The sequence below is a fragment of the Burkholderia sp. NLJ2 genome, assembly GCF_049487195.1.
Lineage (GTDB): Bacteria > Pseudomonadota > Gammaproteobacteria > Burkholderiales > Burkholderiaceae > Burkholderia > Burkholderia pyrrocinia.
This window is the reverse complement of the sequence record NZ_CP137810.1, coordinates 1,403,909-1,430,081: the sequence shown is the minus strand read 5'-3', so window position 1 is coordinate 1,430,081 and position 26,173 is coordinate 1,403,909. Positions and strand designations below refer to the sequence as shown.

The window sequence follows — 26,173 nt, the reverse complement described above, 5'->3', positions numbered from 1 at the left end:
TGATGCGCGACGGCGCATCGCGGTGCGCGGCGGTTTCCTTTCATCGGCGAATCACAGCGCATGGCAGTGCCCGGCGCCGTTGGCTAGTATGCAGACATGCATGGCTCGTCCCATCCATCGCCCGTTCCTTCCCGACATGTCGACACCCGATCTTTTCTCTGACACGCCCGCGCCCGACGTGGATTGGTACCCGGACTGGCTCGCGCAGGCCGACGCCGATCGCGCGCTGGCCGCGCTGATCGGCGAGGTCGCGTGGCGGCAGGACACGATCCGCACGCCGCGCGGGCGCATTCCGTTGCCGAGGCTCACGGCGTGGCAGGGCGAACCCGATGCCGTTTACGTGTATTCGGGGATCCGCAACGTGCCGGCGCCGTGGACGCCGACCGTGCTCGACCTGAAGCACGCGGTCGAGGCGACGTGCGGCGCTCGCTTCAACAGCGTGCTGCTCAATCGCTACCGCAACGGGCAGGACAGCCTGGGCTGGCATGCGGACAACGAGCCCGAACTCGGCGATGCGCCGGTGATCGCGTCGGTGAGCCTCGGTGCGATGCGCGTGTTCGATCTCCGTCATCGGGCGACCGGCGTCACGCATGCGTATCGCCTCGTGCACGGCAGCCTGCTCGTGATGCGCGGTCGCACGCAGTCCGAGTGGCAGCATCGCGTGCCGAAGGCGCCGGGCGTGCAGGGCGAGCGCGTCAACCTGACATTCCGGCGCGTGATGCCGGACGGTACGGGCCGGTAGCGGCCGGTCGTCACGCCAGCGGTGCCCGGGTGGCCGGGCGATTCCCGCCCCTTTTTCGCGACCCATGAACGAGCGATAGAAGCAATCGACGGCGCGTGCGGCACGTTGCCGCATGAGCGATTTACCGTGCTGCCTGGAACGGCTCTGAGGCTTGTCCCATATGGGCTTCAGGCATATTCGATCAACCGTCGGGTTCCGATAGATGAGTGAAACCTCTGATGGTGCGTCGCAACAATCATTGACTAGACTGTCGAATGGCTGAAACGCGTCGTATCCCGGCGCGACCCTTTCGACATGCCCCGTGCGTTGCCGATGCAATGCGCAAGGGGGCAGGAGCATAACGCGTGACCGTAATCGACCCTTCCTTCGAACCCTCGCTGCACGTCTTCGAACAAGACGGCGGATGGCAATGGGCGCTGACGGTGAAGCGGGCGACCGGCGTCGGGGTGAAAGTCGTTGCATTCAGTCGGGAAGGCTTTCGCGGCGAAGCCGAAGCTTACGCCGCCGGCCAGCTTGCCCGCGCCGAGTATGACGACACCGTGACGGCCTGACGCCGTCGCGTCGATCCCGCCCGAGGATCGTCTTCACCGCGTACCGTCCGCTGCCGGACGGTTTTTTCCGATCGTTTCCAGTTTCCAGTTTCCCGTCTGCCGCGATGCGCGCATCGCGCGATATCGCATGCGGTGCGCCGATGCACCGCCGCCCGCGATCGTCGTGCGCGCATGGATCGGCGCGAACGGCGCGGTCACGCGCGTCGAATGCGCGTCGCTGGGCGATCCCGACGCGGACGCGACGCTGCGGCAACTGCTCACGGCCGGCGGCCCGCTGGCCGAGCCGCCGCCGCCCGACATGCTGCAGCCGTTGCGCGTGCGCTTGCGGCTTGCGCCGAATCCTGACGCGGCGGCCGCCGCACCGTCGTCGGCGGCGCGCATGCCGTGACGCCCGCGCCGGCCGATATCGGCGGATATCGTAATAAGATATGAGGTTATTGCGTTGGCGGGGCGACGATGCCCTTTTTCCTCAAAAGGACCTACCCATGCAACTGACCCAGTTAGGCGGCCATGTCGCCCAATCCGGCTTCGCCGAAAAGCAGAAACATGCGCAAGCGCTGATGTACGGCATGGCCGATATCAACGAGTACGTGTCCGGCGGCGTCTGCTACGACGCCGCGGCCTATGTCAGATACCTGCTGCGCGGCGATGCGATGATCGCGCCCGGTGTGCTGCTCGACACGATCGGTCAGCACTGGAGGACGCGGTTCAACTTCGAGACCGGCGACCAGTGGGACGGGCGCGCCAGCATTCCGGCGGGAACCGCGGTCGGTTTCTCGCGCGGCGGCAATGTCTTTCATGCCGCGATCGCGGTCGGCGGCAGCCGGATCCGGGCCGTAAACGGCGGCCGTCTGGGCAGCGGATGGATGTATGCGGTCGACCTTGCGCGAGTGCTCGAGCAGGATGCGGCCGGCGGCTTTACGTACGACCGCGCGAACATCCGGGTCCACCTGTCGCGCCTGTAGGCGGCGCGGCGTCGAATACAGAGCCGGTCGCTTTCCTTCAGCGGCTCGTGGCGGGCAACGGCCGGGCCGCCGTGTTCCCGCCGTTCGGCCATTTCCGCATGGCGTCGCGCTGTCCATCGCTGCTATCCTCTCGACCGTGAATGACTCTGCATGGGGTCGCGGATGCGCATGCTGCATCGCGGCGCAGTGCGCGGGTGCGAGCCCGTGCGTGCGCGGGAGTAGCATGACTGAATATCCACGACGATCCATGACCTGTTTCGTGACTGATTTCCTTCCGTCCATGTCCACATGGTCAAGACAACGATGAGCGACGCCTCCGATCCTGCCGCGTCCGGCGACGACGAGTCGTCCGGCGGTGCTTCGTCCTATCTGGTGCCGGGGCTCGAACGCGGGCTGCGGATCCTTGCCGAATTCTCGGCGCGCGAGCCCGTGCTCGGCGCGCCCGAATTGTCGAAGCGCATCGGCATCCCGCGCACCACCACGTTCCGCCTGCTGCAGACGCTCGAGGCGCTCGGTTTTCTCGAGCGCGTGAATGGCGACCGCTATTTCCGGCTCGGCGTCGGCGTGCTGCGGCTCGGCTTCGAATACCTGAACTCGCTCGAACTGACCGATCTCGGCGCGCCCGTGCTCGAACGGCTGCGCGATTCCACCGGCTTTTCGACGCACCTGCTGATCCGCGACCAGCGCGACGTCGTGTTCGTCGCGAAGGCGCAGAGCAATGCGTCGATGTTCGGTTCGGTGAAGGTGCACGTCGGTACGCGCTTGCCCGCGCATGCGACCGTGCACGGCCACGTGCTGATGGGCGACCTGACGCGCGACGCGCTGCGCCAGCTCTATCCGGAAAAGCGGCTCGAGCAGTTCACCGAGCGCACGCCGGGCACCGTCGACGAACTGTACGAACGCGTGCGCCATTACGCACGGCTCGGTTATGCGGTCAGCGAGGCGGCGTTCGAAAGCGGCATCTCGGCCGTGACCGCGCCCGTGCGCGATCATTCGGGCTCGATCGTCGCGGCGATCACCGCGACGGTGCCGCGCTCGGAGATCGGCGAGGCCGGCGAGAAGGAGCGGCTTGTCGAAGCCGTGTGCGGTGCGGCGGTCGACCTGTCGCAGCGCCTGAACTATCGCCCGCTCGAAAGCGACCCGACGTTCGCGCACGCGCGCCACAAGGTCGCGATGTTCTGACACGCAGGCGACGCATCCGGCATCGCAAACGACAAGAGCGGCCCGCGGGCCGCTCTTGTCGTTTCGGACGCCGAACGCGCGAAACCGCTCAGAACGAGTGGTGGATCCCGGTGAGCACGATCACCTGGTTCGCGGTGCTCGATACGCCGGCCGTGAAGAACGCCGCCTTCGCGCCGCCCGAACCGTGCTCGTACAGCACGTTCGCATAGAGCTGCGTGCGCTTCGACAGCGCATAGATGTCGCCGAGCTCGACCTGCGTCCAGCGGCGGCCGGCCAGCGTCGTGGTCGCCGCGCCGCCCGCGATCGTGTTGAACGCGCTGCTGCGGTAGTTCACGCCCGCGTCATAGCTCTGGAACGTATCCGAAAAGCCGTTCGACTGCATCTTCGTGCGCGTGTAGAGGCCATGCACGAGGAAGTCGCCGAACTGGTACGACGCGCCCGCGCCGATGTTCTCGACCTTGTTCGCGATGTAGCCGTTCGCGGTGTTCTGCCCCTGGAATGAAGCGATGCCCGTCTGGCCGATCAGGATCGAGCGGTCGTGTTCGTTCGAGTAGACGGCCGACGCCTTGAACGGCCCGTTCGCATAGTTCAGTGCGACGCCGACCGACTTGCCGGTCGAGAAGTTCGTCGTGTTGCCGAGCGCCAGCATCGCCGCGGCCGAGAAGCCCGCGTAGGTCGGCGAGCGGTACTTCACCGAATTGTTGTACGGCACGTTGCCGGTTGCGGCGAGCCCGTCGATGTTGCCGGGGTGGAATGCGTACCAGCTCAGCGCCAGGTAGGCCGTGCTGAGCGGATCGAGATAGTCGAACGACAGCGGCGTCTGGCGGCCGAGCGTCAGCGTGCCGTAGCGGTCCGAACTGAGGCCGACGAATGCCGCGCGGTTCCAGATCGTGTTCGCGGTCGCGAACTGGCCGTTGTTCGTATAGAAGCCGTTTTCGAGCTGGAAGATCGCCGACAGGCCGTCGCCGAGGTCTTCCTTGCCCTTCAGGCCCCAGCGATCGGGCTGCGTGTTGCCCTGGATCATCGCCCACTTCGCATGGCCGCCGACGTTGTTCACGTACGCGACGCCCGCATCCAGGCTGCCGTACAGCACCACGCTGCTCTGCGCCCAGGCGCCCGACATGGCGCCCATCCCGATGACTGCTGCTGCTACCGCATGCTTGACCATTTGATCTCCTGACTCTCCAACCTGATGAAAACGTGCCGTGGCGGCATGCGCGGGGACGGCCGGCCGTCACGCGTGTTCCACCGCCGGATGGGCATTCGTATGTTCCATATAAGGAACAGTGTGCCTCTGATGGAATGGAGTATAGAGGCGTCGCGCAGGTGGTCAAAAATAATTTTTTCGGGACGGATGGGTTTCGACACGCTGCGCGGCAGCGGTGAGCAAAGCCCGCAAAAAGGGTATAACTCCCCGCCACCAAACAAAAAATTACATTCAATAGGGTAGGCGGAGACGATCGCCGACCCAACGGTCAGTGTTTTCCCTAGGGCATGCAGCTTTTTGTTTTACTCGTGGAAAGTCGCTCCTATAATCACCATCCATAAACTGATGTTCCTGATATGGAACAAACAAGGAACAAACCGAGAGTCGATCAGAAGGAAGGGTGTGAGATGTCTGAACAATGGATTTGCGCCGGACATGCCGGCGCGCTGTCGGAAGACACGCCGATCGAGTTCAAGCGGACCGACGGCGTCGAAATCGGGATCTACCGCGTCGGCGACGACGTGTATGCGCTCGAGAACGTGTGCCCGCATGCGTACGCGCTGCTGACGCAGGGGTTCGTCGACGAAGGCACGGTCGAATGCCCGCTGCACGAGGCCGTGTTCGACATCAGGACGGGCGAATGCCTGAAGGGTCCGGGCGGACGCGCGCTGAAGCAGTACGCGGTGCGCCTCGCCGGCGAGGAAATCCAGATCAAGGTGGAGTAACTGATGAAAGAAGCGACCGTCAACTTCAATCCCTTCCTGAAGCCGTGGGTGGCGCCGCAGCCGAACAACGTCGCCGGCAAGGGGCAGATCGAGATCCCCGGTCAGGTCGAGAACCGGATCTGGCAGAACCGCAAGGCCGAGCCGACCCAGTACGAGAACGACCTCGGCGATGCGCTCGAACGCGTGTTCGAAGCCGGCGCGACCGAGCTGGACGACGTCGTCGCGGGCCTGAACCGCATCGGCTTCCGCGCACCGGACGGCACGCCGTGGACGCCGGAGCGCTTCCGCGCCGAACTGGCCGCGCTCGCGGAATGACCGCGCCGAGCGCGCGATCCGCCGACCCGACGACAACCGTATCCGGAGCACACTGATGACGTCCCCCGCACAACACGCTTCCCAACGCGACCCGGTCCGTGACTATCTCGACCGCGGCATCAAGAACTACTGGTATCCCGTCGCGCCGAGCTGGCAGGTGTCGAACGCCCCCGTCGGCCTGACGCGCCTGTCCGAGCAGATCGTGTTGTGGCGCGATCACGAGGGCAAGGTCCACGCACTCGAAGATCGCTGCCCGCACCGCGGCGCGCGCCTGTCGCTCGGCTGGAATCTCGGCGGCAGCATCGCGTGCTGGTATCACGGCATCGAAGTCGACGGCGGCGGCACGGTCAACCGCGTGCCGGCCGTGTCGAACTGTCCGCTCGAAGGCACGCAGTGCGTGAAGTCCTATCCGGTCGAAGAGAAGGCCGGCGCGATCTTCCTGTGGTTCGGCGACGAAGCGCACGGCGAGCCGGCGCCGCTGAACCTGCCCGAGGAACTGGTCGCCGACGAGTACGGCCACTTCCTGTGCGTGTCGAACTGGAAGTGCAATTACCAGTACGCGATCGACAACGTGATGGACCCGATGCACGGCGCGTACCTGCATGCGACGTCGCACTCGATGGCCGAAGGCGACAAGCAGGCGGACATGCGCGTGCGCAAGACGGAAACGGGCCTGATGTTCGAGAAGATCGGCCAGCGCGACGTGAACTTCGACTGGGTCGAGCTCGGCGAAACCGGCTGCCTGTGGATGCGCCTTGCGATTCCGTACAAGCAGAAGTTCGGCCCGGGCGGCAACTTCGGGATCATCGGCTTCGCGACGCCGGTCGACGGCGACAACTGCCAGGTCTACTTCTGGCGCACGCGCAAGGTCAGCGGCTGGCAGCGCGACGTGTGGCGCTTCATGTACCGCAACCGCCTCGAAGGCCTGCACTGGGACGTGCTCGAGCAGGACCGCTACGTCCTCGAAAGCCTCGCGCCGCAGGCGCGCGATCACGAATACCTGTACCAGCACGACGTCGGCATCACGCGCGTGCGCCGGATGCTGCGCCAGCGCGCGCAGGAACACCTGTCCGCGCTCGACGCGCATCGTGCGGCGCAAGCTGCTGCGGAGCCCGCGAATGGCTGAGCTCGCACCGGTCGTGCCGCTCGCGGGGCGCCGCGTGCTCGTCACCGGCGGCGCGCGCGGTCTCGGCGCGGCGTTCGTGAAGGCGCTCGTCGCCGCGGGCGCGCAGGTCGCGTTCGGCGACGTGCTGGCCGACGAAGGCCGTGCGCTTGCCGCGCAACTGTCGGAAGCCGGCCATGTTGCGCATTTCTTCGCGCTCGACCTGGCCGATCCGGCGAGCGTCGACGCATTCGTCGCGCAGGGCGCGGCGGCGCTCGGCGGCATCGACGCGCTGATCAACAACGCGGCGATCACGAACTCGGGCGGCAAGCTGTCGACGGAGCTCGACGTCGCGACGTGGGACGCCGTGATGAACGTCAACGTGCGCGGCGTGTGGCTCGTCAGCAATGCGGCGCTGCCGCACCTCGCGAAGTCGGGCCGCGGCGCGATCGTGAACCTCGCATCGGACACCGCGCTGTGGGGTGCGCCGAAGCTGCTCGCGTACGTCGCGAGCAAGGGCGCGGTGATTGCGATGACGCATGCGCAGGCGCGCGAATTCGGTGCGCACGGCGTGACGGTCAACGCGATCGCGCCGGGGCTGACCGAAGTCGAGGCAACCGCCTACGTGCCGGCCGAGCGTCATGCGTTCTACATGCAGGGCCGCGCGCTGACGCGCGCGCAGGTGCCCGACGACGTGACGGGCCCCGTGCTGTTCCTGCTGTCGGACGGCGCGCGCTTCGTGACGGGCCAACTGCTGCCGGTGAACGGCGGCTTCGTAATGAATTGATGTTTTCACCCTTGATGAAGGAGTTGACGATGGCGGACGCCGATCTCGAACGCAAGTCGTGGGACCAGCCGGAAGGCGCAAGCTTCAACGACTGGATGGAAGGGCGCGTTGCGCGCTACGCGACGCGGCGCTACGACTGGGACGCACTGAAGTTCCAGGCCGACTACGACCCGAAGTACCGCCGTGCGCAGATGCGCTATGTCGGCACCGGCGGCACGGGCGTCGCGAAGGACGTCAACACGGTGCCGGCCGGCAACTTCACGTTCTCGACGATGGTCATCCCGGCCGGCAACATCGGCCCGAGCCACATCCATATCGACGTGGAAGAAATCTTCTTCGTGCTGCGCGGCAAGATGAAGGTGATCTGCGAGCGCGACGGCGAGACGTGGGAAGCGATCCTCGGCGAGCGCGACCTGATCTCGGTGCCGCCCGGCGTGTATCGCACGGAAATCAACATCGGCGAGGAAGACGCGCTGATGTGCGTGATGCTCGGCTCGTCGAAGCCGATCACGCCGACGTATCCGCCCGATTCGCCGCTCGCGAAGATCAAGCGTTGAGACGGAGCCGGTGAAGCAATGAGTGTCATCGACAAACGTGAACGCGACCGCACCGCGGCATTCGCCGCGCTGCTCGGGCAGTTTCCCGAGCAGCGTTGCGCGGCCGGCGCGGCGGGCACGATCGGTTATCGCGAGGCCGGCGCGCAGCATGCAGGCCGCGCGCTGCCCGTCGTGCTGCTGCACGGGATCGGCTCGGGCGCCGCATCGTGGGTGCGCCAGCTCGACGCGCTCGGCGCATCGCGGCGCGTGCTCGCGTGGGATGCGCCCGGTTATGGCGCGTCGACGCCGGTGCACGGCGCGTCGCCGGCCGCCGCCGATTACGCGGCGTCGCTGAACGCGTGGCTCGAGGCACTCGGCATCGAACGCTGCGTGCTGGTCGGGCATTCGCTCGGCGCGATCGTTGCGGGCGGTCTCGCCCGCGTGATGCCCGCGCGGATCGCCGGCCTGCTGCTGGTGTCGCCCGCGGGCGGCTACGGCAGCGCGCCCGCCGAAACGCGCGAATCGCGCCGCGACGCGCGGCTCGCGATGCTCGCGGAACTCGGCCCGGCCGGGCTCGCGGAGCAGCGCAGCGGCAACATGCTGTCCGGTTTCGCGAGCGAGGATGCGCGCGCGTGGGTGCGCTGGAACATGGCGCGCGTCGTGCCGGCCGGCTATGCGCAGGCCACGCATCTGCTCGCGAACGCCGATCTCGCGACCGATCTCGCCGGTTTTCGCGGCCGCACGGCCGTGGCCGTCGGCGCGAACGACGCGATCACGCCGCCCGCCGCATGCGAGCGGATCGCCGCGGCCGCGCACGTCGGGTTGCAGGTGATTCCGCAAGCCGGTCATGCCGGGTACGTGGAAGCACCGGCCGTTTATTCCGCACTGATCGACACGTTCTGCCGTCAGTGCGATACGCAGCGAGGGCTGGGATGAACGAACCGCTGCAACAACAAGAACCCGAGAACGCGAAGGCCGAAGCCAGCTACGTGGTGCCGGGCCTTGAACGCGGGCTGCGGATTCTCGCCGAATTCTCGCCGCGCGAGCCCGTGCTCGGCGCGCCCGAGTTGTCGAAGCGGCTCGGCATTCCGCGCACGACGGTGTTCCGTCTGCTGCAGACGCTCGAATCGCTCGGCTTCCTCGAGCGCGCGGACAAGGATCGCAACTACAGGCTCGGTATCGCCGTGCTGCGGCTCGGCTTCGAATACCTGAGCTCGCTAGAGCTGACCGATCTCGGCCTGCCGGTGATCGAGAGCCTGCGCGACGCGACCGGCTTCACGACGCACATCGTGATCCGCGACGGCCGCGACGTCGTGTTCGTCGCGAAGGCGCAGAGCCAGTCGCCGGTGTTCAGCTCGATCCGCGTGAACGTCGGCACCCGCTTGCCCGCGTATGCGACGACGCACGGCCACGTGCTGATGGGCGACCTGTCGCTGAAGGAGCTGCGCTCGCTGTATCCGGAAGGCACGCTGAACCGGATGACGAGCGCGACGCCGGAGACGGTCGATGCGTTGTACGAAGTGATTCGCGAGGATGCGCTGCGCGGCTACGGCGTCAGCAATTCGTCGTTCGAACGCGGCATCTCGGTGGTCACGGCGCCCGTGCGCAACGAGACGCAGAGGATCGTCGCGTGCATCACGGTGACGGTGCCGCGGCCGGAGATCGACGCGGCGCTGATTGCGGACGGGTTGATCGACAAGGTGCAGCGCGCGGCGGCGGAACTGTCGCGGCGGCTCAACTACCGCTCGGATGACGAGCACACGTTTTTGAAGGCATTGGGACTCCGATGATTGAGATCGATCTGACCGGTCAGGTTGCGGTGGTGACGGGCGGTTCGTCCGGCATCGGCCTCGCGACGGCCGTACGGTTCCTGCAGGCCGGTGCATCGGTCGCGATTTGCGGCCGCGACAGCGACCGCCTCGCCCGCGCCGCGGCGATGCTCGGCGAAAAATATCCGGGCGCGCAACTGCTCGCCGAGCGCTGCAACGTGCTCGACGAAGCCGACGTGGCTGCGTTCGCGCAAGCGGTGTCCGCGCGCTTCGGCCGTGCCGACATGCTGGTGAACAACGCAGGCCAGGGCCGCGTGTCGACCTTCGCCGATACGACCGACGACGCTTGGCGCGAAGAGCTCGAACTGAAGTACTTCAGCATCATCCGCCCGACGCGCGCGTTCCTGCCGCTGCTGCGCGACGCGCAGGCGCCCACGATCACCTGCGTGAATTCGCTGCTCGCGCTGCAGCCGGAGCCTCACATGGTCGCGACGTCGTCGGCGCGGGCGGGCGTGCTGAGCCTCGTGAAGTCGCTCGCGACCGAACTGGCGCCGCAGCGCATCCGCGTGAACTCGATCCTGATCGGCATCGTCGAGTCGGGCCAGTGGCGCCGGCGCTACGAAGCGCAGGCGCAAGCCGGCGAAAGCTGGGAGGCGTGGACGGGTGCGCTCGCGCGCAAGAAGAACATTCCGCTGAATCGCTTCGGCACGCCCGACGAGGCCGCCTGGGCACTTTTTTATCTCGCAACGCATCTGTCGTCCTATACGACGGGCAGCCATATCGACGTTTCTGGAGGGTTTGCACGCCATGTCTAAAAAAACCACGGTTGGCGAGCTGATTGCCGCCTTTCTCGAGCAGTGCGGCGTGAAAACCGCATTCGGTGTCATCTCGATCCACAACATGCCGATCCTCGACGCGATCAACTCGCGCGGCAACATCCGGTATGTCGGCGCGCGCGGCGAAGCCGGCGCGGTGAACATGGCCGACGGCCTGGCCCGTGTGTCGGGCGGCCTCGGCGTCGCGTTCACGAGCACGGGCACGGCAGCCGGTAACGCAGCCGGCGCGATGGTCGAGGCGCTGACGGCCGGCACCGCGATGCTGCACATCACGGGGCAGATCGAGACGCCGTACCTCGACCAGGATCTCGCGTACATCCACGAAGCGCCCGACCAGCTGTCGATGCTCGATGCGATCTCGAAGGCTGCGTTCCGCGTGCGCACGGTCGAAACCGTGTTGCCGACGATTCGCGAAGCCGTGCGTATCGCGCAGACCGCGCCGACGGGCCCCGTGTCGGTCGAGATTCCGATCGACATCCAGGCCGCCGAAATCGAATGGCCGGAAGATCTCGCGCCGGCGCACATCACGGTGCGCGAGCACGACGCTGCACGCGTCGCGAAGCTCGCCGATGCGCTCGCGGCCAAGCGCCGCCCGCTGCTGTGGCTCGGCGGCGGCGCGCGCCACGCCCGCGACGAAGTCGAACGCCTCGTGAAGCTCGGCTTCGGCGTCGTCACGAGCGTGCAGGGTCGCGGCGTGCTGCCGGAGGATCATCCGGCGACGCTCGGCGCGTTCAACGTGCACGCGTCCGTCGAAGCGTTCTACAAGACCTGCGATGCGCTCGTCGTGGTCGGCTCGCGCCTGCGCGGCAACGAGACGCTGAAGTACAAGCTCGCGCTGCCGCAGCCGCTGTTCCGCGTCGATGCCGACGCGCTTGCCGACAACCGTGGCTACCGCAACGAACTGTTCGTGCACGGCGATTCGAAGCGCGTGCTGGCCGAACTGGCCGACCGCCTCGAAGGCCGTCTGTCGGTCGATCCGCAGTTCGCCTCCGATCTCGCGGCGGCCCGCGATCAGGCAGTCGCCGATGTGGCGAAGGGCCTCGGGCCCTACAAGCAGCTCGTCGATACGTTGCAAGGCGCCGTCGGCCGCGACTACAACTGGGTGCGCGACGTGACGATCTCGAACAGCACGTGGGGCAACCGCTTGCTGAAGATCTTCGAGCCGCGCGCGGGCGTGCATGCGCTCGGCGGCGGCATCGGCCAGGGGATCCAGATGGGCATCGGCGCGGCGCTCGCGGGCGCTGCGGCGAAGACGGTGTGCCTCGTCGGCGACGGCGGCCTGATGGTCAATGTCGGCGAGCTGGTGACGGCCGTGCAGGAAAACGCGAACGTGATGATCGTGCTGATGAACGACCAGTGCTACGGCGTGATCCGCAACATCCAGGACGCGCATTACGGTGGCCGCCGCTGCTTCGTGCAGTTGCACCAGCCCGATTTCGCGCAGTTCTGCGCGAGCTTCGGTCTCACGCATTACCGGATCACGTCGCTCGATCAGGCCGAAGCGATCGTGCGCGACGGGCTCGCGAAGGAAGGGCCGGTGATGGTCGAGGTCGACATGCTGTCGGTCGGCTCGTTCGCATCGCAGTTCGCAGGCCCGCCGGTGAAGAAGGAAGCGCCGTCGGAGCGCCAGTATGCGTAACGCACACGCACCCGTCGACGTCGCGATGATCGGCTTCGGCGCGATCGGCGCGGCCGTGTACCACGCGGTCGAGCACGATGCGTCGCTGCGCATCGCGCACGTGATCGTGCCCGAACACCAGCGCGCCGAGGTGCAGGGCGTGCTGGGCGGCGCGGTGGAGGTCGTGTCGTCGGTCGACGCACTGGCCCGCCGCCCCGAGTTCGCGCTCGAATGCGCGGGCCACAGTGCGCTCGTCGATCACGTCGTGCCGCTGCTGAAGGCCGGCACCGATTGCGCGGTCGCATCGATCGGCGCGCTGTCCGATCTCGCGCTGCTCGACGTGCTGTCGCGGGCAGCCGACGAAGGCAACGCGACGCTGACGCTGCTGTCCGGCGCGATCGGCGGCATCGATGCGCTTGCTTCGGCGAAGCACGGCGGCCTCGACGAAGTGCTGTACGTCGGCCGCAAGCCGCCGCTCGGCTGGCTCGGCACGCCGGCCGAGGAACTGTGCGACCTGCGCGCGATGACCGAAGAGAAGGTGATCTTCGAAGGCACCGCACGCGACGCTGCGCGGCTGTATCCGAAGAACGCGAACGTCGCGGCGACCGTCGCGCTCGCTGGCCTCGGCCTCGATGCGACGCGCGTGCGATTGATCGCCGATCCGGCCGTCGCGCGCAACGTGCACCGCTTCACCGCGCGCGGCGCATTCGGCGAGATGTCGCTGGAAATGAGCGGCAAGCCGCTGCCCGACAACCCGAAGACGTCCGCGCTGACGGCGTTCAGCGCGATCCGAGCGCTGCGCAACCGCGCGGCCCGCTGCGTGATCTGAGCGGCGCTTCGAGAGATTCGGACTATTGAACGTCCGTCCGCGCCACGGCGAGGGCGGGTGCGCAGAGACAGATTTGTGGGACTTGTGAAATGACACCTTTCGATACGAGCCTGGTACCCGACGGCAACATCCTGATCGGCGGCGAGTGGCGGCGCGGCCGTGGCGCGCCCTACGCCAGCATCTATCCGGCCGACCAGTCGGTGAACATGGAAGTGTCGACGGCGAACGCGGAAGACGCGGCCGAAGCCGTCGAGGCCGCCGACGCTGCATGGCGCCGAGCCGACTGGGCCGGGCTGAAGCCGCACCAGCGCGCGCAGGTGCTGTACCGCATCGCGGATCTGATCATGCAGCGCCACGAGGCGCTCGCGAACCTGCAGCGTCGCGACAACGGCAAGCCGATCGGCGAGACGCGCGTGCTGGTGGCCAGCGCGGCGAACACGTTCCGCTATTTCGCGGCCTGCCTCGAAACGCTCGACGAGGAACTGACGCCGTCGCGCGGCGACTACCTGACGATGAGCGTGTACGAGCCGATCGGCGTGATCGCGGCGATCACGCCGTGGAATTCGCCGATCGCGTCCGACGCGCAGAAACTCGCACCGGCACTCGCCGGCGGCAACGCGGTGGTGCTCAAGCCGGCTGAAGTCACGCCGCTCGTGTCGCTTGCACTCGCGCGCATCTGCGAGGAAGCCGGCGTGCCGAAGGGCGTGCTGAGCGTGCTGCCGGGCAAGGGCTCGGTGATCGGCGACGTGCTCGTGCGTCATCCGCTGGTGAAGAAGGTGTCGTTCACGGGCGGCACCGAAGTGGGTCGCGGCATCGCTCGCATCGCCGCCGAGAAGCTGATGCCCGTGTCGCTCGAACTCGGCGGCAAGTCGCCGACGATCGTGTGCGACGACGCCGATCTCGATCACGCGGTCAACGGCGTGCTGTACGGCATTTTCAGCTCGTCGGGCGAAGCGTGCATCGCGGGTTCGCGGCTGTTCGTGCAGCGCGCGGTGTACGACGAATTCATGCAGCGCCTGGTTGCGGGCGCACGCAAGCTGCGCGTGGGCGACCCGACGCGGCCGGATACGCAGATGGGGCCGCTGATTACCGCGAAACACCGTGAATCGGTGGAGCGTTACGTTGCACTGGGCCTGGAAGAAGGCGGCCGGTTGCTGTGCGGTGGCGAACGGCCGTCGGGCGACGGGCGCGAGAACGGCTTCTTCTATCAGCCGACGATTCTCGAAGGCTTGCCGAACAGCGCGCGCATCTGTCAGGAAGAAATCTTCGGGCCCGTGCTCGTCGCGATGCCGTTCGACGATGAAGCGTCGCTGATCGCGCAGGCAAACGACAGCGTGTTCGGCCTTGCCGCCGGCATCTGGACGCGCGACTACAAGCGTGCCTGGCGCATCGCGCGCGCGCTCGAAACGGGCACCGTCTGGATCAACACGTACAAGCTGTTCTCGATCTCCACGCCGTTCTCGGGCTGGAAGGAGAGCGGGATGGGGCGCGAGAAGGGGCGTCTCGGCATCCGCGAGTACATGCAGCAGAAGAGCCTCTACTGGGGTTTGAACGACGCGCCGCTGCCGTGGGCGAACTGAGCGAAGGGGAAAAACGCAATGAGCATTTTGGGAATCGAGCAGATCACGTACGGCGTCGACGATCTCGCGACCTGCCGGCGCTTTTTCGCCGACTGGGGGCTGAAGGAGGTCGCGCACGACGACACGCAAGCACGCTTCGAGACGTTGAACGGCTGCACCGTGCTGGCCGTCAAGGCCGACGATCCGGCACTGCCACCCGCGTTCGAAGCGGGCCCGACGCTGCGCGAGGTCACGTGGGGCGTCGCGACGCAGCAGGAACTCGACGCGCTGCGCGGCAAGCTCGCCGGCCAGCCCGGCTTTTACGCACGGAAGGATGCGCTCGGCTGCACCGACCCGAACGGGATGGCGATCCGCGTCGAAGTCACGCGCAAGCGCGAACTCGACATCACGGGCTCGCCGTCGAACGTGTGGGGCCAGACGTTGCGCGTCGACCAGCCGAGCCCGATCTATGCACACGCGGAGCCGGTCGAGGTCGGGCATGTCGTGTTCTTCACGAACTGCCTCGACGCACAGGAAAAGTTCTATCACGAGCTGCTCGGCTTCGAGACGTCGGACCGCTACCCGGGCCGCGGCGCGTTCATGCGCTGCGCGCCGCACGGCGGCCACCACGACCTGTTCCTGCTCGCGCTGCCGAACGGCAAACGCGGACTGAACCACGTCGCGTTCACCGTGCGCGACATCCATGAAGTGTTCGGCGGCGGCATGCATATCGACCGCTGCGGCTGGGAAACGCAACTTGGCCCGGGCCGCCACCCCGTGTCGTCCGCGTACTTCTGGTATTTCCAGAATCCGGCCGGCGGGCTGATCGAGTACTACGCGGATGAGGACGTCCTGACGCCCGAATGGCAGCCGCGCGAATTCGAACCGGGCCCGACCGTGTTTGCCGAGTGGGCCGTCGACGGTGGCCTCGACGGCAACACGCGCCGGCAGAAGAACGCGAAGGCGCCGGAAGGCAAGTTCATGACGGAGCGCAAATCGTGAGCGAAGAGAACACACAGGAGCACGCCGCGCCCGGCACGGTCGTCGTGATCGGCGGCGGCCAGGCCGCCGGCTGGGTGCTGAAGACGCTGCGCGCCGAAGGCTACACGGGCCGCCTCGTGATGATCGCCGACGAGGCGCACCTGCCGTACGAACGGCCGCCGCTGTCGAAGGCCGTGCTGGCCGGCGACGCCGATATCGAAACCGTGCGCGTCGTGCGACCGGACGAATTCGACGCGCTGAATGTCGAAGCGTGGCAGCCGGAACGCGCGGCATCGATCGACCGCGCGCGCCGCGTGGTGACGACCGTCAGCGGCCGCGAGATCGAATACGACCGGCTCGTGATCGCGACCGGCGGCACGTCGCGCCGCCTGCCCGACACGATCGTGAAGACACCGAACCTGCACTATCTGCGTACGCTCGACGAAGCGGCCGCGCTCGGTGAGAAGCTGCGCGCCAGCCAACGTGTGCTCGTGATCGGCGGCGGCTGGATCGGCCTCGAAGTCGCGGCCACCGCGCGCAAGCTCGGCGTCGAGGCGGTCGTGGTCGAAGGCGCGCCGCGCCTGTGCGGGCGTTCGGTGCCGCAGATCGTGTCGGATTTCCTGCTCGACCTGCATCGCGCGAACGGCGTGGACGTGCGTCTCGGCGCGGCGCTCGCATCGCTCGACGCGCAGCCGGACGACGTATCGAAGGTACGTGCGACGCTCGCCGACGGCACGACGATCGACGCCGATTTCGCGGTGGCCGGCATCGGCCTCGCGCTGAACGCATCGCTCGCGAGCGATGCGGGGCTGGCCGTCGACGACGGCATCGTCGTCGACGAATTCGGCGCGACGAGCGACCCGGCGATCTTCGCGTGCGGCGACGTCGCGAACCATCACAACGGCTGGCTGAAGCGGCGCGTTCGGCTCGAATCGTGGGCCAATGCGCAGAACCAGGCGATTGCGGCCGCGAAAGCGGTGCTCGGCGTGCGTGCGCCGTACGCGGAGATTCCGTGGTTCTGGTCGGATCAATACGACGTGAACCTGCAGATCCTCGGGGATCTGCCGGCCGATGCGCAGCTTGTCGTGCGCGGCGATCTCGCCGCGCGCCGCGCGACGCTGTTTTTCGTGGGCGATGGGCATGTGAGAGGTGTCATCGCCGTGAACAACGCACGTGAGCTGAAGCTCGCGCGCAAGTGGATGAACCAGGGCCGGGCAGTGGATACGGAAGCCCTGGCAGACACGAGCAAGGCACTGGCCTGACCGGGCGACGAGACAAAGGAGACACCCCGCATGAGCACTTTCGACAACGTCGTGGCTGGTCGCGCCACGATGGAAGCTGCCGCCTCCACGCCCGGCGCGATCATCGCGCGGCTCGAGCGGCTTCCCGGCAACGCGATGCAGATCCGCGCGCGCGTGCTGATCGGCACCGCGACGTTCTTCGACGGCTTCGACGTGATCACGATCGCGGCGACGCTGCCGCTGCTGATTCACAAATGGGGGCTGTCGCCGACGCAGATCGGCATGCTGATCGCGTCCGGCGCGATCGGCCAGCTGATCGGCGCATTCCTGTTTCCCGCGCTGGCCGAGAAGCACGGCCGCGTGAAGGCGATCGCGTGGAGCTCGGCCGTGATCGGCGTCACGAGCATCGCGTGCGGCTTCGCGCCGACCTTCGAAGTGTTCGTGCTGCTGCGGATCCTGCAGGGGCTCGGGCTCGGCGGCGAACTGCCGGTCGCCGCGACGTACATCAACGAGATCACACGCGCGCATGGCCGCGGCCGTTTCGTGCTGCTGTACGAGATCGTGTTCCCGATCGGCCTGCTCGTGTCGATGGCGCTCGGTGCGTGGCTCGTGCCGCGGTTCGGCTGGGAGATCATGTACTTCGTCGGCGGGTTGCCGCTGATCCTGTCGTTCGTGCTCACGCGTCTCGTGCCGGAATCGCCGCGCTGGCTCGCATCGCGCGGGCGGCTCGCGGAAGCCGGGCGCGCGGTCGGCGTGTTCGAAGCGTCGGTGCGCGGCGAGCTGCCGCCGGTCACGCAGGCGGCCGCGTTCGACGAGATGGTGCGCCAGCATCCGAAGCGCAAGATGAGCGACCTGTTCAGCGCCGCGTATCGCAAGCGCACGCTCGCGGTAGCGACGTTGTGGGCGACCTGCGGGTTCATCCAGTACGGGTTGTCGACGTGGCTGCCGACGATCTACAAGAACTTCTATCACGCGCCGCTGCAACTCGCGCTGAACCTCGCGGTGATCGGTTCGGTGATGGGCGTGCTCGGGTCGCTGGCGTCGGCGCTGCTCGTCGACAAGCTCGGCCGGAAGCCGGTGATCGTATGGTCGTTCGTGCTGTGTGCGCTGTCGCTGGCGTTCGCCGGCATCTATCACGCATCGTCGGTGTATGTCGTCGCGATCTTCTGCTCGTTGTCGCTCGGGTTGATGGCGTCGGGGTTCATTACCGCGTACGTCTACACGCCGGAACAGTATCCGACCAGCATCCGCGCGTCGGGCTGCGGGCTCGGCAGCGCATGGCTGAAGATCGCGTCGTTCGTCGCGCCGATGGTCGTGCCGCACGCGATCATCGGCGGGAACCTCGCGCCGGCGTTCTACCTGATCGGCATCGTGCCGCTGATCGCGGCAGTGACCGTGCACTTCGTCGGGATCGAGACGAAGGGGAAGGTGCTCGAGGCGCTTGAGGCATAAGCGCAGCCGGCGGTGACGGATGAGGTGAAAAGAGGGGCCCGGGCGATGTCCGGGCCTATTTGTTTGGGGCGATCCGGTCGCATCGTCGGGCGGTGCGGACGCATGCAATTGTTGGCGTATGGCTTGCATGGTCTAATTCACGATCCCGATTTTCGTCCGATCGTCGCCATGCCCCTGTTCGAACCTGTCACGCTGAATACATCCCGCCTCGTCCTGCGGCCGCTTCGCGACGCAGACGCGCAGGCCTTCTTCGAGATCTGGTCGGATGCCGAAGCGATGCGCTATTTCTCGTTCTCGCCGATGACGCACATCGAGCAGGCAGCGGAGCGCGTTGCGCGCAACCTGAAGACATCCGCCAGCGGACAGGATTTCGTGTGCGTACTCGAATCGCGGGAAACCGGCGAAACGCTGGGCGAATGCTCGCTGTTCCATGTGCACGAGCAATGCCGCCGTGCCGAGATCGGCTTCAGCCTGCGGCGCAAGTACTGGAGCGGCGGATACATGCGCGAAGCGGCGTCGGCCGTGATCGATCATGCATTCGGCACGCTGCGCCTGAACCGGCTCGAAGCCGATATCGATCCGCGCAACGTGGCGTCGGCGCGGCTGCTTGAACGGCTGGGCTTCGCGCGGGAAGGGCTGCTGCGCGAACGCTGGATTGTCGGCGATGAAGTGTCGGACAGCGAGCTGTACGGATTGCTGGCGAGCGATCGCCGCGGGTGATGCGGCAGGGGCGGATCACGTCGCGGCAGGAACGATCGCGAACGCGTCCACTTCAACCAGCACGTCAGGGCGGAACAACGAGGAGACACCGACGAGGGCGCTCGCGGGCGGGCAGGCGGTATTGACCCAGCGATCGCGAACCTCGCGAATGTGCGGAAACAGGCTCGAATCGAAATCGCGGACAGACTAGACCAATCGCGTCGGCGTGCCTGGCTGATGCACTGCCGCCACTGCGAAACAATGCCGCATTGCCGGTGTGCATCGATGAACTAGAGTCGAACGGTAGCGAACGAAACGACGCCGGGAAGACAACGCGCGATGGCCAAGAAATTCCCCCTTCACCCCGTGCATCCGGAGAGGGTCTGCTGGGGATGCGACAACTACTGCCCCGCGCGCGCGATGCGTTGCGGCAACGGCTCCAGCCGCACGCAGCACCCGAGCGAGCTACTCGGCGACGACTGGTATCGATACGGCGACTGGGGCATCGAATGCGCGGATACCGAAAACGCAACCGAAGCCGGCGGGCAGTGATAGCGACAAGTTGCCTCACCGGCCAGCGCCCCGTTTCTTGATCTGCATCACGGTGGTGAAAGGCGTGCCGAAACATCATGAAAAAGATGCATGAAAAACGCATCTTGAAGCGGGCGGGATGCCCGGCGGCAAGGAACCCGCGTTCCGCCGTCGTTCGCACCGACCCGCGCCCCCATGATCGAGAAAGGAGAGCACCGTGTTTTGCTATCAATGCGAACAGACCGACCGGACCGGCGCGCGGCCCGGTTGCGCATCGGCGAAAGGCAACTGCGGCAAGGATGCAACGACGGCCGACCTGCAGGACCTGCTGGTCCATGCGGTGAAGGGCATTGCGCAATACGGCGCGGTCGCACGCGCATTGGGCGCACCCGATCGCGAAGCCGATCGGTTCGTGCTGTACGCGATGTTCACGACGCTGACCAACGTGAACTTCCATTCGGCGCGCTTCGTCGCGTTGCTGCGCGATGCGGCGCAGACACGCGACCGCGTGAAGGCCGCATGCGAAGCGAGGGCGCGGGCCATGGAAGCGGTCGTCCCCGTGCTGCACGGGCCCGCGATGTGGAAGCCCGCGGGCGATCTCGCCGGACTGCTGGAACAGGCCGCCGCCGTCGGCATCGACTCGGGTCTCGACAAGGTGGGCGCGGACATCGTCGGCCTGCGTGCGCTGGTGCTGTACGGGCTGAAGGGCGTGTGCGCTTACGCGCATCATGCGCGGGTGCTCGGCTACGAGCGCGACGATATCTACGAGGGCATCGAGGCGGCGCTCGCGTTTCTCGCAAGCGAGCCCGACGACGTCAATGCGCTGCTCACACAGGCGCTCGATCTCGGCCGGTTGAACCTGACGGTGATGGAACTGCTCGACAGCGCGAACACCGGCCGCTTCGGCGCGCAGCAGCCGACCGCGGTGCGCGTGTCGCCGGTGGCGGGCAAGGCGATCCTCGTGTCGGGCCACGATCTCGGCGATCTGCACGCGCTGCTCGAACAGACGGCCGGCACGGGCATCCATGTGTATACGCATGGCGAAATGCTGCCGGCCCACGCGTACCCGACGCTCAACGCATTTCCGCACCTGGCCGGCAACTACGGCGGGGCGTGGCAGGACCAGCAGAGCGACTTCGCGCATTTCCCCGGGCCGATCCTGATGACGTCCAACTGCATCATCGAGCCGATGCCGCAATACCGGCAGCGGATCTTCACGACGGGGCCGGTCGGCTGGCCCGGCGTGCGCCATCTCGAGCATCACGATTTCTCCACGCTGATGCGCGCCGCGCAGGCGCTGCCCGGTTTTCCGGCCACGGCGCCGGAAGAGACGATCACGGTCGGGTTCGGCCGGCATGCGGTGCTCGGCGTCGCGGACAAGGTCATCGACGCGGTCAAGGCCGGGCAGATCCGCCATTTCTTCCTGATCGGCGGCTGCGACGGCGCGGCGCCGGGCCGCAACTACTATACCGAGTTCGCGGAACAGGCACCCGACGATACGGTCGTGATGACGCTCGGCTGCAACAAGTACCGGTTCAACCGGCACGCGTTCGGCGATATCGGCGGCATTCCGCGGCTGCTCGACGTCGGGCAGTGCAACGACAGCTATTCGGCGATCCGGATCGCAACGGCGCTCGCCGACGCGTTCGATTGCGGCGTGAACGACTTGCCGCTGTCGCTCGTGATCTCGTGGTTCGAGCAGAAGGCGGCGGCCGTGCTGCTGACGCTGCTCGCGCTCGGCCTGCGCAACATCCGCCTCGGGCCGACGCTGCCGGCGTTCGTCACGCCGGGCGTGCTCGCGGTGCTGGTCGAGCAGTTCGGCATCCAGCCGATCGGCGACGCCGGTGCCGACCTTGCCGCGTCGCTGGCGCGCAAGGCCGCGTGAGCGGGATCGTTCGATGACTTATCGGATCGAGATCACGACGCGCGACGGCGAACGGTTCGGCTTCGGCTGCGACGTCGAACAGGATCTGCTCGCGGCGGCGGCCGAAGCCGGCATCACGCTGCCGTCGCAGTGCCGGCGCGGAAGCTGCGGCGCGTGCCAGGCGACCGTCGTCGACGGTGCGTACGAGATGCTGGCCGACAGCGCCGGTGTGCTGCCGGCCGACCAGCGCGGCGCGGTCCTGTTGTGCCGGACCACGCCGCGCGGCGATCTGCGGGTCGCCGCACCGTACGACCGGGCCAAGGTGCTGCTGCATTCGGTGCCCGTGCGCACCGCGCGGATCGCGACGCTCGACACGATCGCCGCCGACACGATGCGCGTCGAGTTGCAAGTCGAGCCCGACGACGCGTTCGGCTCGGCCGTGGAGTTCGAGCCGGGTCAGTTCGCCGAACTCGAGATGCCGGGCAGCGGTTTGCGCCGCCCGTATTCGCTCGCGAACACGAGCAACTGGGACGGCCGCCTCGAGTTCCTGATCCGGCTGCGGCCGGACGGCTGGTTCTCGACGTACCTGCGCGAGCGCGCGCGGCTGGGCGATCCGCTGACGGTCCGCGTGCCGATGGGCGGCTTCGGGCTGTTCGCGGACAGCCTGCGGCCGCGCTGGTTCGTCGCGGGCGGCACCGGGCTCGCGCCGATCCTGTCGATGCTGCGACGCATGGCCGAGTATCAGGAGATGATCGACGCGCGGCTGTTCTTCGGCGTCAATCAGGAAAGCGAACTGTTCATGCTCGAAGAGCTGACGCGCTTGCAGGCCGACCTGCCGCAGTTGCAGGTCGATCTGTGCGTATGGCGGCCGGACGCGGAGTGGGCCGGGTTTCGCGGCACGCCGGTCGACGCGTTGCGCGCGGCGCTCGCGCAGGCCGCTGCGCCGCCGGACATTTACGTGTGCGGGCCGCCGCCGCTCGTGCAGGGTGTGCGGGAAGTGGCCGTCGCGGCGGGCGTGCCGGATGCGCAGTTCGCGAGCGAGCGGTTTACCGGGTGATGCGTGCGGGCGTTGCCTGCGCGTTGCCGCGAGGCGAGGGCGGTTTTCCTGGGCGCGGGTGACTTGCCGGATTCACGGGTCGAACGTACTCTTTGTCGATACCACGGTCCACCAGAGGGTTCTCGACCATGCAAGCCCATCCTCTGCGTCTGTCCCCCGGCGACGATCTGCGCGCATCCATCGAGGAAGCATTGCGTCCGCACGGTGCGCACGCGGCATTCGTGATCCAGGGGATCGGCAGCCTGAGCGTCGCGCAGTTGCGCTTTGCCGGTGCCGATCTGCCGACCGAACTGCGTGGCGACCTCGAAATCCTGACGCTGGCCGGTTCGGTGTCGCCGGATGGCGCGCACCTGCACATGTCCATTTCCGATGCGGGCGGCCGCGTGACGGGCGGCCATGTGGCGAGCGGCTGCGTGGTGCGCACGACCGCCGAGATCCTGCTCGTGCTGCTTCCCGCGCATCGCTTTTCTCGCGAACCCGATGCGGGCACCGGCTTCAACGAACTGGTGATCCGTCGCGAGCCGGGCGGCGCTGCCGCGTAAGTGTCGCGAGGCGGCGCCGATAAGAGCCGCATAAAAAATGGCGCCGCAGGCATTCAGCCTGCGGCGCCATTGCGTGGCGCTGCGGCGGCAACAACCCGCCGCAGTCCGACAGCGTGCTTACAGCTGCACGGTGTCGGCCACTTCCTTGAAGTCTTCGATCTGGTCGAAGTTCATGTACTTGTAGATCTTGTCGCCGTTGGCAGTGAGCACGCCCATATCGGCCATGTACTCGTCCTTGGTCGGGATCTTGCCCAGGCGCGAGCAGATCGCCGCCAGTTCCGCCGAGCCGAGGTACACGTTCGTGTTCTTGCCGAGACGGTTCGGGAAGTTGCGGGTCGACGTCGACATGACCGTCGCGCCTTCGCGCACCTGTGCCTGGTTACCCATGCACAGCGAGCAGCCCGGCATTTCGGTACGCGCACCGGCCGTGCCGAACACGCCGTAGTGACCTTCTTCGGTCAGCTGCTTCTGGTCCATCTTGGTCGGCGGGGCAACCCACAGCTTGACCGGGATGTCGCGCTTGCCTTCGAGCAGCTTCGACGCCGCACGGAAGTGGCCGATGTTGGTCATGCACGAGCCGATGAACACTTCGTCGATCTTCGCACCGGCCACGTCGGACAGCGTCTTCACGTCGTCCGGGTCGTTCGGGCAGGCGACGATCGGCTCGTGGATGTCGGCGAGGTCGATCTCGATGACGGCCGCGTAGTCGGCGTCGGCATCCGGCGACAGCAGTTGCGGGTCGGCCAGCCATTGTTCCATCGCCGCGATACGGCGCTGCAGGCTGCGCGGATCCTGGTAGCCCTGCGCGATCATCCACTTCAGCAGCGTGACGTTGCTGTTCAGGTATTCGATGATCGGTTCCTTGTTCAGGTGGACCGTGCAACCGGCGGCCGAACGCTCGGCGGACGCATCCGACAGCTCGAACGCTTGCTCGACCTTCAGGTCGGGCAGGCCTTCGATTTCGAGAATGCGGCCCGAGAAGATGTTCTTCTTGCCTTGCTTCGCGACCGTCAGCATGCCTTGCTTGATCGCATACAGCGGAATCGCGTTGACGAGGTCGCGCAGCGTGACGCCCGGCTGCATCTTGCCCTTGAAGCGGACCAGCACCGATTCCGGCATGTCCAGCGGCATCGTGCCGGTGGCGGCCGCGAAGGCGACCAGGCCCGAGCCTGCCGGGAAGCTGATGCCGATCGGGAAGCGCGTGTGCGAGTCGCCGCCGGTGCCGACGGTGTCGGGCAGCAGCATGCGGTTCAGCCACGAGTGGATCACGCCGTCGCCCGGGCGCAGCGCGATACCGCCGCGCGTGCTGATGAAGTTCGGCAGCGTCTGGTGCGTCTTCACGTCGACCGGCTTCGGATAAGCGGCGGTGTGGCAGAACGATTGCATGACGAGGTCGGCCGAGAAGCCGAGGCACGCGAGATCCTTCAGTTCGTCGCGGGTCATCGGGCCCGTGGTGTCCTGCGAGCCGACCGAGGTCATTTTCGGTTCGCAGTACGTGCCCGGACGGACGCCCTGGCCTTCCGGCAGACCGCATGCGCGGCCGACCATCTTCTGCGCGAGCGAGAAGCCCTTGCCGCTGTCGGCCGGCTGGTGCGGCAGGCGGAACAGCGTCGACGGTGCGAGGCCCAGTGCTTCGCGTGCCTTCGCGGTCAGGCCGCGGCCGATGATCAGCGGAATGCGGCCGCCGGCGCGCACTTCGTCGAACAGCACGTCGGACTTGACCTGGAATTCGGCGATCACTTCGCCGTTCTTCAGCGCCTTGCCGTCATACGGGCGCAGTTCGACCACGTCGCCCATTTCCATCTGCGACACGTCGAGTTCGATCGGCAGCGCGCCCGCGTCTTCCATCGTGTTGTAGAAGATCGGGGCGATCTTGCTGCCGAGGCACACGCCGCCGAAACGCTTGTTCGGCACGAACGGGATGTCCTCGCCGGTGAACCACAGCACCGAGTTGGTGGCCGACTTGCGCGAGGAGCCGGTGCCGACCACGTCGCCCACGTAGGCGACCAGGTGGCCCTTTTCCTTCAGCGACTCGATGAACTTGACCGGGCCGCGCTTGCCGTCTTCTTCCGGCGTGATGCCCGGGCGCGCGTTCTTCAGCATCGCCAGCGCGTGCATCGGGATGTCCGGGCGGGTGGTGGCGTCCGGGGCCGGCGACAGATCGTCGGTGTTGGTTTCGCCCGTCACCTTGAAGACGGTGATGGTCAGGCTTTGCGGCACTTCCGGACGGCTCGTGAACCATTCGGCGTCGGCCCAGCTTTGCAGCACGGCCTTCGCGTGCGTGTTGCCCTTGTCGGCGAGTTCCTTCACGTCATGGAACTGGTCGAACATCAGCAGGGTTTTCTTCAGCGCGTCGGCGGCGACGGCCGCGACTGCATCGTCGGACAGCAGTTCGATCAGCGGCTGGATGTTGTAGCCGCCCAGCATCGTGCCGAGCAGTTCGGTGGCGCGCTCGCGCGAGATCAGCGGGCAGGCGGTCTCGCCCTTGGCCACGGCGGCCAGGAAGCCGGCCTTCACGCGGGCGGCTTCGTCGACGCCGGCGGGCACGCGGTAGGTGATCAGTTCGACCAGCGTCTGCTCTTCGCCGGCGGGCGGGTTCGTCAGCAGTTCCACCAGTTCGGCGGTTTGCTGAGCCGTCAGCGGCAGGGGAGGAATACCGAGCGCGGCGCGGGCGGCCACGTGAGCACGAAAGTTTTCAAGCATGGGGAGACCTGCTGATATGGCGTTTGAGGGGAAGGCCTTTCCGGCACTCCGAGGCTGTTCCAGGCACTGCTTTGAGCGGGATTCTAATCTCAATACCCTGTAACGTCAAATGTCTTATGTCTTATATAAGAGTTGGCGGGCGAAGCGCGGGGGAGCGTGGCGGCACGGGGGAGTCGGCCTTGCCGGGCGTGCGCCGGAGGTTGGCATGAGCGCCATTGCGGGCAAGGTATTCCGCGTGGTTCTTGCGGTTGTCGGCTTGAAGGGAGGCGATTGGCGGCGGGCTGCCTGGCTGCGATTTTGGGTCGTCCGCTGACGCCAGGTCGGCCCTGTCGGGGCTGGCTTTCGTGTTGCGGAACAGAGGCGGGCCGTACGAGGCCGCG

26 protein-coding genes and 1 pseudogene are annotated in these 26,173 nt (G+C 66.9%); 24 read left to right on the top strand and 3 right to left on the bottom strand.

Annotation, left to right across the window (positions count from 1 at the left end):
• Positions 1-136: 136 nt before the first annotated feature.
• The 5 genes and pseudogenes from R9B84_RS28705 to R9B84_RS28685 all read left to right on the top strand — a co-directional run bounded on the left by R9B84_RS28705 (position 137) and on the right by R9B84_RS28685 (position 3,440).
• Positions 137-742 carry an alpha-ketoglutarate-dependent dioxygenase AlkB family protein gene (locus tag R9B84_RS28705; RefSeq protein WP_423763509.1) on the top strand — a complete coding sequence of 202 codons (606 nt, stop codon included), beginning with the start codon at positions 137-139 and terminating at the stop codon, positions 740-742.
• A gap of 344 nt (positions 743-1,086) precedes the next feature.
• Positions 1,087-1,293 (top strand): hypothetical protein, encoded by a 207-nt coding sequence (locus tag R9B84_RS28700; protein ID WP_423763342.1) that lies wholly within the window; start codon positions 1,087-1,089, stop codon positions 1,291-1,293.
• Positions 1,294-1,429: 136 nt separating this feature from the next.
• A pseudogene (locus R9B84_RS28695) lies at positions 1,430-1,681 on the top strand (YbaB/EbfC family DNA-binding protein); the annotation flags it as partial.
• Positions 1,682-1,778: 97 nt separating this feature from the next.
• Positions 1,779-2,258, top strand: a complete 480-nt coding sequence (gene tecA / locus R9B84_RS28690) for a type 6 secretion system effector deamidase TecA (protein ID WP_423763341.1) — start codon at positions 1,779-1,781, stop codon at positions 2,256-2,258.
• Positions 2,259-2,546: 288 nt separating this feature from the next.
• Complete coding sequence (locus tag R9B84_RS28685; protein WP_423763340.1) at positions 2,547-3,440, top strand: IclR family transcriptional regulator; 894 nt, start codon at positions 2,547-2,549, stop codon at positions 3,438-3,440.
• An 88-nt stretch (positions 3,441-3,528) separates the two neighbouring features.
• Here R9B84_RS28685 and R9B84_RS28680 read toward each other — a convergent pair whose 3' ends face one another.
• Positions 3,529-4,608, bottom strand: a complete 1,080-nt coding sequence (locus tag R9B84_RS28680; RefSeq protein ID WP_423763339.1) for a porin — start codon at positions 4,606-4,608, stop codon at positions 3,529-3,531.
• A 446-nt stretch (positions 4,609-5,054) separates the two neighbouring features.
• Between R9B84_RS28680 and R9B84_RS28675 the strand changes: the two genes are divergently transcribed.
• The 15 genes from R9B84_RS28675 to R9B84_RS28605 all read left to right on the top strand — a co-directional run bounded on the left by R9B84_RS28675 (position 5,055) and on the right by R9B84_RS28605 (position 19,117).
• The gene (locus R9B84_RS28675) at positions 5,055-5,372 is read left to right on the top strand and encodes a non-heme iron oxygenase ferredoxin subunit (RefSeq protein ID WP_027789384.1); all 318 of its coding nucleotides are present in this window, start codon (positions 5,055-5,057) and stop codon (positions 5,370-5,372) included.
• 3 nt (positions 5,373-5,375) lie between these two features.
• A complete protein-coding gene (locus R9B84_RS28670) occupies positions 5,376-5,687 on the top strand; it encodes a recombinase-like helix-turn-helix domain-containing protein (protein WP_175996230.1) in 312 nt (103 codons plus the stop codon).
• Positions 5,688-5,742: 55 nt separating this feature from the next.
• The gene (locus tag R9B84_RS28665) at positions 5,743-6,813 is read left to right on the top strand and encodes a Rieske 2Fe-2S domain-containing protein (RefSeq protein ID WP_423763338.1); all 1,071 of its coding nucleotides are present in this window, start codon (positions 5,743-5,745) and stop codon (positions 6,811-6,813) included.
• Positions 6,806-7,576: an SDR family oxidoreductase gene (locus R9B84_RS28660; protein ID WP_423763337.1), complete on the top strand. Its 771-nt coding sequence runs from the start codon at positions 6,806-6,808 to the stop codon at positions 7,574-7,576. The genes R9B84_RS28665 and R9B84_RS28660 overlap by 8 nt, the downstream gene beginning before the upstream one ends.
• A gap of 29 nt (positions 7,577-7,605) precedes the next feature.
• A complete protein-coding gene (locus R9B84_RS28655; RefSeq protein ID WP_006489904.1) occupies positions 7,606-8,133 on the top strand; it encodes a cupin domain-containing protein in 528 nt (175 codons plus the stop codon).
• 18 nt (positions 8,134-8,151) lie between these two features.
• Positions 8,152-9,048 carry an alpha/beta fold hydrolase gene (locus tag R9B84_RS28650; protein ID WP_423763336.1) on the top strand — a complete coding sequence of 299 codons (897 nt, stop codon included), beginning with the start codon at positions 8,152-8,154 and terminating at the stop codon, positions 9,046-9,048.
• Entirely contained in the window at positions 9,045-9,902 is an 858-nt protein-coding gene (locus R9B84_RS28645) for an IclR family transcriptional regulator (RefSeq protein WP_423763335.1), read from the top strand. The genes R9B84_RS28650 and R9B84_RS28645 overlap by 4 nt, the downstream gene beginning before the upstream one ends.
• On the top strand, positions 9,899-10,696 hold the full coding sequence (locus R9B84_RS28640; RefSeq protein ID WP_423763334.1) for an SDR family oxidoreductase: 798 nt from the start codon (positions 9,899-9,901) through the stop codon (positions 10,694-10,696). The genes R9B84_RS28645 and R9B84_RS28640 overlap by 4 nt, the downstream gene beginning before the upstream one ends.
• Positions 10,689-12,356 (top strand): thiamine pyrophosphate-binding protein, encoded by a 1,668-nt coding sequence (locus R9B84_RS28635; RefSeq protein WP_423763333.1) that lies wholly within the window; start codon positions 10,689-10,691, stop codon positions 12,354-12,356. The genes R9B84_RS28640 and R9B84_RS28635 overlap by 8 nt, the downstream gene beginning before the upstream one ends.
• A complete protein-coding gene (locus R9B84_RS28630) occupies positions 12,349-13,164 on the top strand; it encodes an aspartate dehydrogenase (protein ID WP_423763332.1) in 816 nt (271 codons plus the stop codon). The genes R9B84_RS28635 and R9B84_RS28630 overlap by 8 nt, the downstream gene beginning before the upstream one ends.
• An 89-nt stretch (positions 13,165-13,253) precedes the next feature.
• Positions 13,254-14,744, top strand: coding sequence for an aldehyde dehydrogenase (locus R9B84_RS28625; RefSeq protein WP_423763331.1), 1,491 nt, complete (start codon positions 13,254-13,256; stop codon positions 14,742-14,744).
• A gap of 18 nt (positions 14,745-14,762) precedes the next feature.
• Positions 14,763-15,725, top strand: a complete 963-nt coding sequence (locus tag R9B84_RS28620) for a VOC family protein (RefSeq protein WP_423763330.1) — start codon at positions 14,763-14,765, stop codon at positions 15,723-15,725.
• Positions 15,722-16,966: an NAD(P)/FAD-dependent oxidoreductase gene (locus tag R9B84_RS28615; RefSeq protein ID WP_423763329.1), complete on the top strand. Its 1,245-nt coding sequence runs from the start codon at positions 15,722-15,724 to the stop codon at positions 16,964-16,966. The genes R9B84_RS28620 and R9B84_RS28615 overlap by 4 nt, the downstream gene beginning before the upstream one ends.
• Positions 16,967-16,996: 30 nt before the next feature.
• Entirely contained in the window at positions 16,997-18,397 is a 1,401-nt protein-coding gene (locus R9B84_RS28610; protein WP_423763328.1) for an MFS transporter, read from the top strand.
• A gap of 168 nt (positions 18,398-18,565) precedes the next feature.
• Positions 18,566-19,117, top strand: coding sequence for a GNAT family N-acetyltransferase (locus R9B84_RS28605; protein ID WP_423763508.1), 552 nt, complete (start codon positions 18,566-18,568; stop codon positions 19,115-19,117).
• Positions 19,118-19,132: 15 nt separating this feature from the next.
• On the opposite strand, the gene R9B84_RS28600 is transcribed toward R9B84_RS28605, so the two are convergent.
• Positions 19,133-19,267, bottom strand: coding sequence for a RidA family protein (locus R9B84_RS28600; protein WP_423763507.1), 135 nt, complete (start codon positions 19,265-19,267; stop codon positions 19,133-19,135).
• A gap of 168 nt (positions 19,268-19,435) precedes the next feature.
• Here R9B84_RS28600 and R9B84_RS28595 point away from each other — a divergent pair, with 168 nt between their 5' ends.
• The 4 genes from R9B84_RS28595 (at position 19,436) to R9B84_RS28580 (ending at position 23,090) form a co-directional block, all read left to right on the top strand.
• On the top strand, positions 19,436-19,648 hold the full coding sequence (locus tag R9B84_RS28595) for a DUF3079 domain-containing protein (RefSeq protein ID WP_423763327.1): 213 nt from the start codon (positions 19,436-19,438) through the stop codon (positions 19,646-19,648).
• 196 nt (positions 19,649-19,844) lie between these two features.
• Positions 19,845-21,512, top strand: coding sequence for a hydroxylamine reductase (gene hcp, locus R9B84_RS28590; RefSeq protein WP_423763326.1), 1,668 nt, complete (start codon positions 19,845-19,847; stop codon positions 21,510-21,512).
• 13 nt (positions 21,513-21,525) lie between these two features.
• Positions 21,526-22,548 (top strand): 2Fe-2S iron-sulfur cluster-binding protein, encoded by a 1,023-nt coding sequence (locus R9B84_RS28585; RefSeq protein ID WP_423763325.1) that lies wholly within the window; start codon positions 21,526-21,528, stop codon positions 22,546-22,548.
• A 128-nt stretch (positions 22,549-22,676) separates the two neighbouring features.
• On the top strand, positions 22,677-23,090 hold the full coding sequence (locus R9B84_RS28580) for a PPC domain-containing DNA-binding protein (protein WP_423763324.1): 414 nt from the start codon (positions 22,677-22,679) through the stop codon (positions 23,088-23,090).
• A 117-nt stretch (positions 23,091-23,207) separates the two neighbouring features.
• Here R9B84_RS28580 and acnB read toward each other — a convergent pair whose 3' ends face one another.
• Entirely contained in the window at positions 23,208-25,793 is a 2,586-nt protein-coding gene (gene acnB, locus R9B84_RS28575) for a bifunctional aconitate hydratase 2/2-methylisocitrate dehydratase (protein ID WP_423763323.1), read from the bottom strand.
• Positions 25,794-26,173 lie beyond the last annotated feature (380 nt).

Excerpts from the sequence above, each read along its gene's own strand:
- R9B84_RS28705 (WP_423763509.1), top strand. The coding sequence starts at position 137 with ATGTCGACACCCGATCTTTTCTCTGACACGCCCGCGCCCGACGTGGAT.
- tecA (WP_423763341.1), top strand. The coding sequence starts at position 1,779 with ATGCAACTGACCCAGTTAGGCGGCCATGTCGCCCAATCCGGCTTCGCC.
- R9B84_RS28685 (WP_423763340.1), top strand. The coding sequence starts at position 2,547 with ATGGTCAAGACAACGATGAGCGACGCCTCCGATCCTGCCGCGTCCGGC.
- R9B84_RS28680 (WP_423763339.1), bottom strand. The coding sequence starts at position 4,608 with ATGGTCAAGCATGCGGTAGCAGCAGCAGTCATCGGGATGGGCGCCATG.
- R9B84_RS28675 (WP_027789384.1), top strand. The coding sequence starts at position 5,055 with ATGTCTGAACAATGGATTTGCGCCGGACATGCCGGCGCGCTGTCGGAA.
- R9B84_RS28670 (WP_175996230.1), top strand. The coding sequence starts at position 5,376 with ATGAAAGAAGCGACCGTCAACTTCAATCCCTTCCTGAAGCCGTGGGTG.
- R9B84_RS28665 (WP_423763338.1), top strand. The coding sequence starts at position 5,743 with ATGACGTCCCCCGCACAACACGCTTCCCAACGCGACCCGGTCCGTGAC.
- R9B84_RS28660 (WP_423763337.1), top strand. The coding sequence starts at position 6,806 with ATGGCTGAGCTCGCACCGGTCGTGCCGCTCGCGGGGCGCCGCGTGCTC.
- R9B84_RS28655 (WP_006489904.1), top strand. The coding sequence starts at position 7,606 with ATGGCGGACGCCGATCTCGAACGCAAGTCGTGGGACCAGCCGGAAGGC.
- R9B84_RS28650 (WP_423763336.1), top strand. The coding sequence starts at position 8,152 with ATGAGTGTCATCGACAAACGTGAACGCGACCGCACCGCGGCATTCGCC.
- R9B84_RS28645 (WP_423763335.1), top strand. The coding sequence starts at position 9,045 with ATGAACGAACCGCTGCAACAACAAGAACCCGAGAACGCGAAGGCCGAA.
- R9B84_RS28640 (WP_423763334.1), top strand. The coding sequence starts at position 9,899 with ATGATTGAGATCGATCTGACCGGTCAGGTTGCGGTGGTGACGGGCGGT.
- R9B84_RS28635 (WP_423763333.1), top strand. The coding sequence starts at position 10,689 with ATGTCTAAAAAAACCACGGTTGGCGAGCTGATTGCCGCCTTTCTCGAG.
- R9B84_RS28630 (WP_423763332.1), top strand. The coding sequence starts at position 12,349 with ATGCGTAACGCACACGCACCCGTCGACGTCGCGATGATCGGCTTCGGC.
- R9B84_RS28625 (WP_423763331.1), top strand. The coding sequence starts at position 13,254 with ATGACACCTTTCGATACGAGCCTGGTACCCGACGGCAACATCCTGATC.
- R9B84_RS28620 (WP_423763330.1), top strand. The coding sequence starts at position 14,763 with ATGAGCATTTTGGGAATCGAGCAGATCACGTACGGCGTCGACGATCTC.
- R9B84_RS28610 (WP_423763328.1), top strand. The coding sequence starts at position 16,997 with ATGAGCACTTTCGACAACGTCGTGGCTGGTCGCGCCACGATGGAAGCT.
- R9B84_RS28605 (WP_423763508.1), top strand. The coding sequence starts at position 18,566 with ATGCCCCTGTTCGAACCTGTCACGCTGAATACATCCCGCCTCGTCCTG.
- R9B84_RS28595 (WP_423763327.1), top strand. The coding sequence starts at position 19,436 with ATGGCCAAGAAATTCCCCCTTCACCCCGTGCATCCGGAGAGGGTCTGC.
- R9B84_RS28585 (WP_423763325.1), top strand. The coding sequence starts at position 21,526 with ATGACTTATCGGATCGAGATCACGACGCGCGACGGCGAACGGTTCGGC.
- R9B84_RS28580 (WP_423763324.1), top strand. The coding sequence starts at position 22,677 with ATGCAAGCCCATCCTCTGCGTCTGTCCCCCGGCGACGATCTGCGCGCA.
- acnB (WP_423763323.1), bottom strand. The coding sequence starts at position 25,793 with ATGCTTGAAAACTTTCGTGCTCACGTGGCCGCCCGCGCCGCGCTCGGT.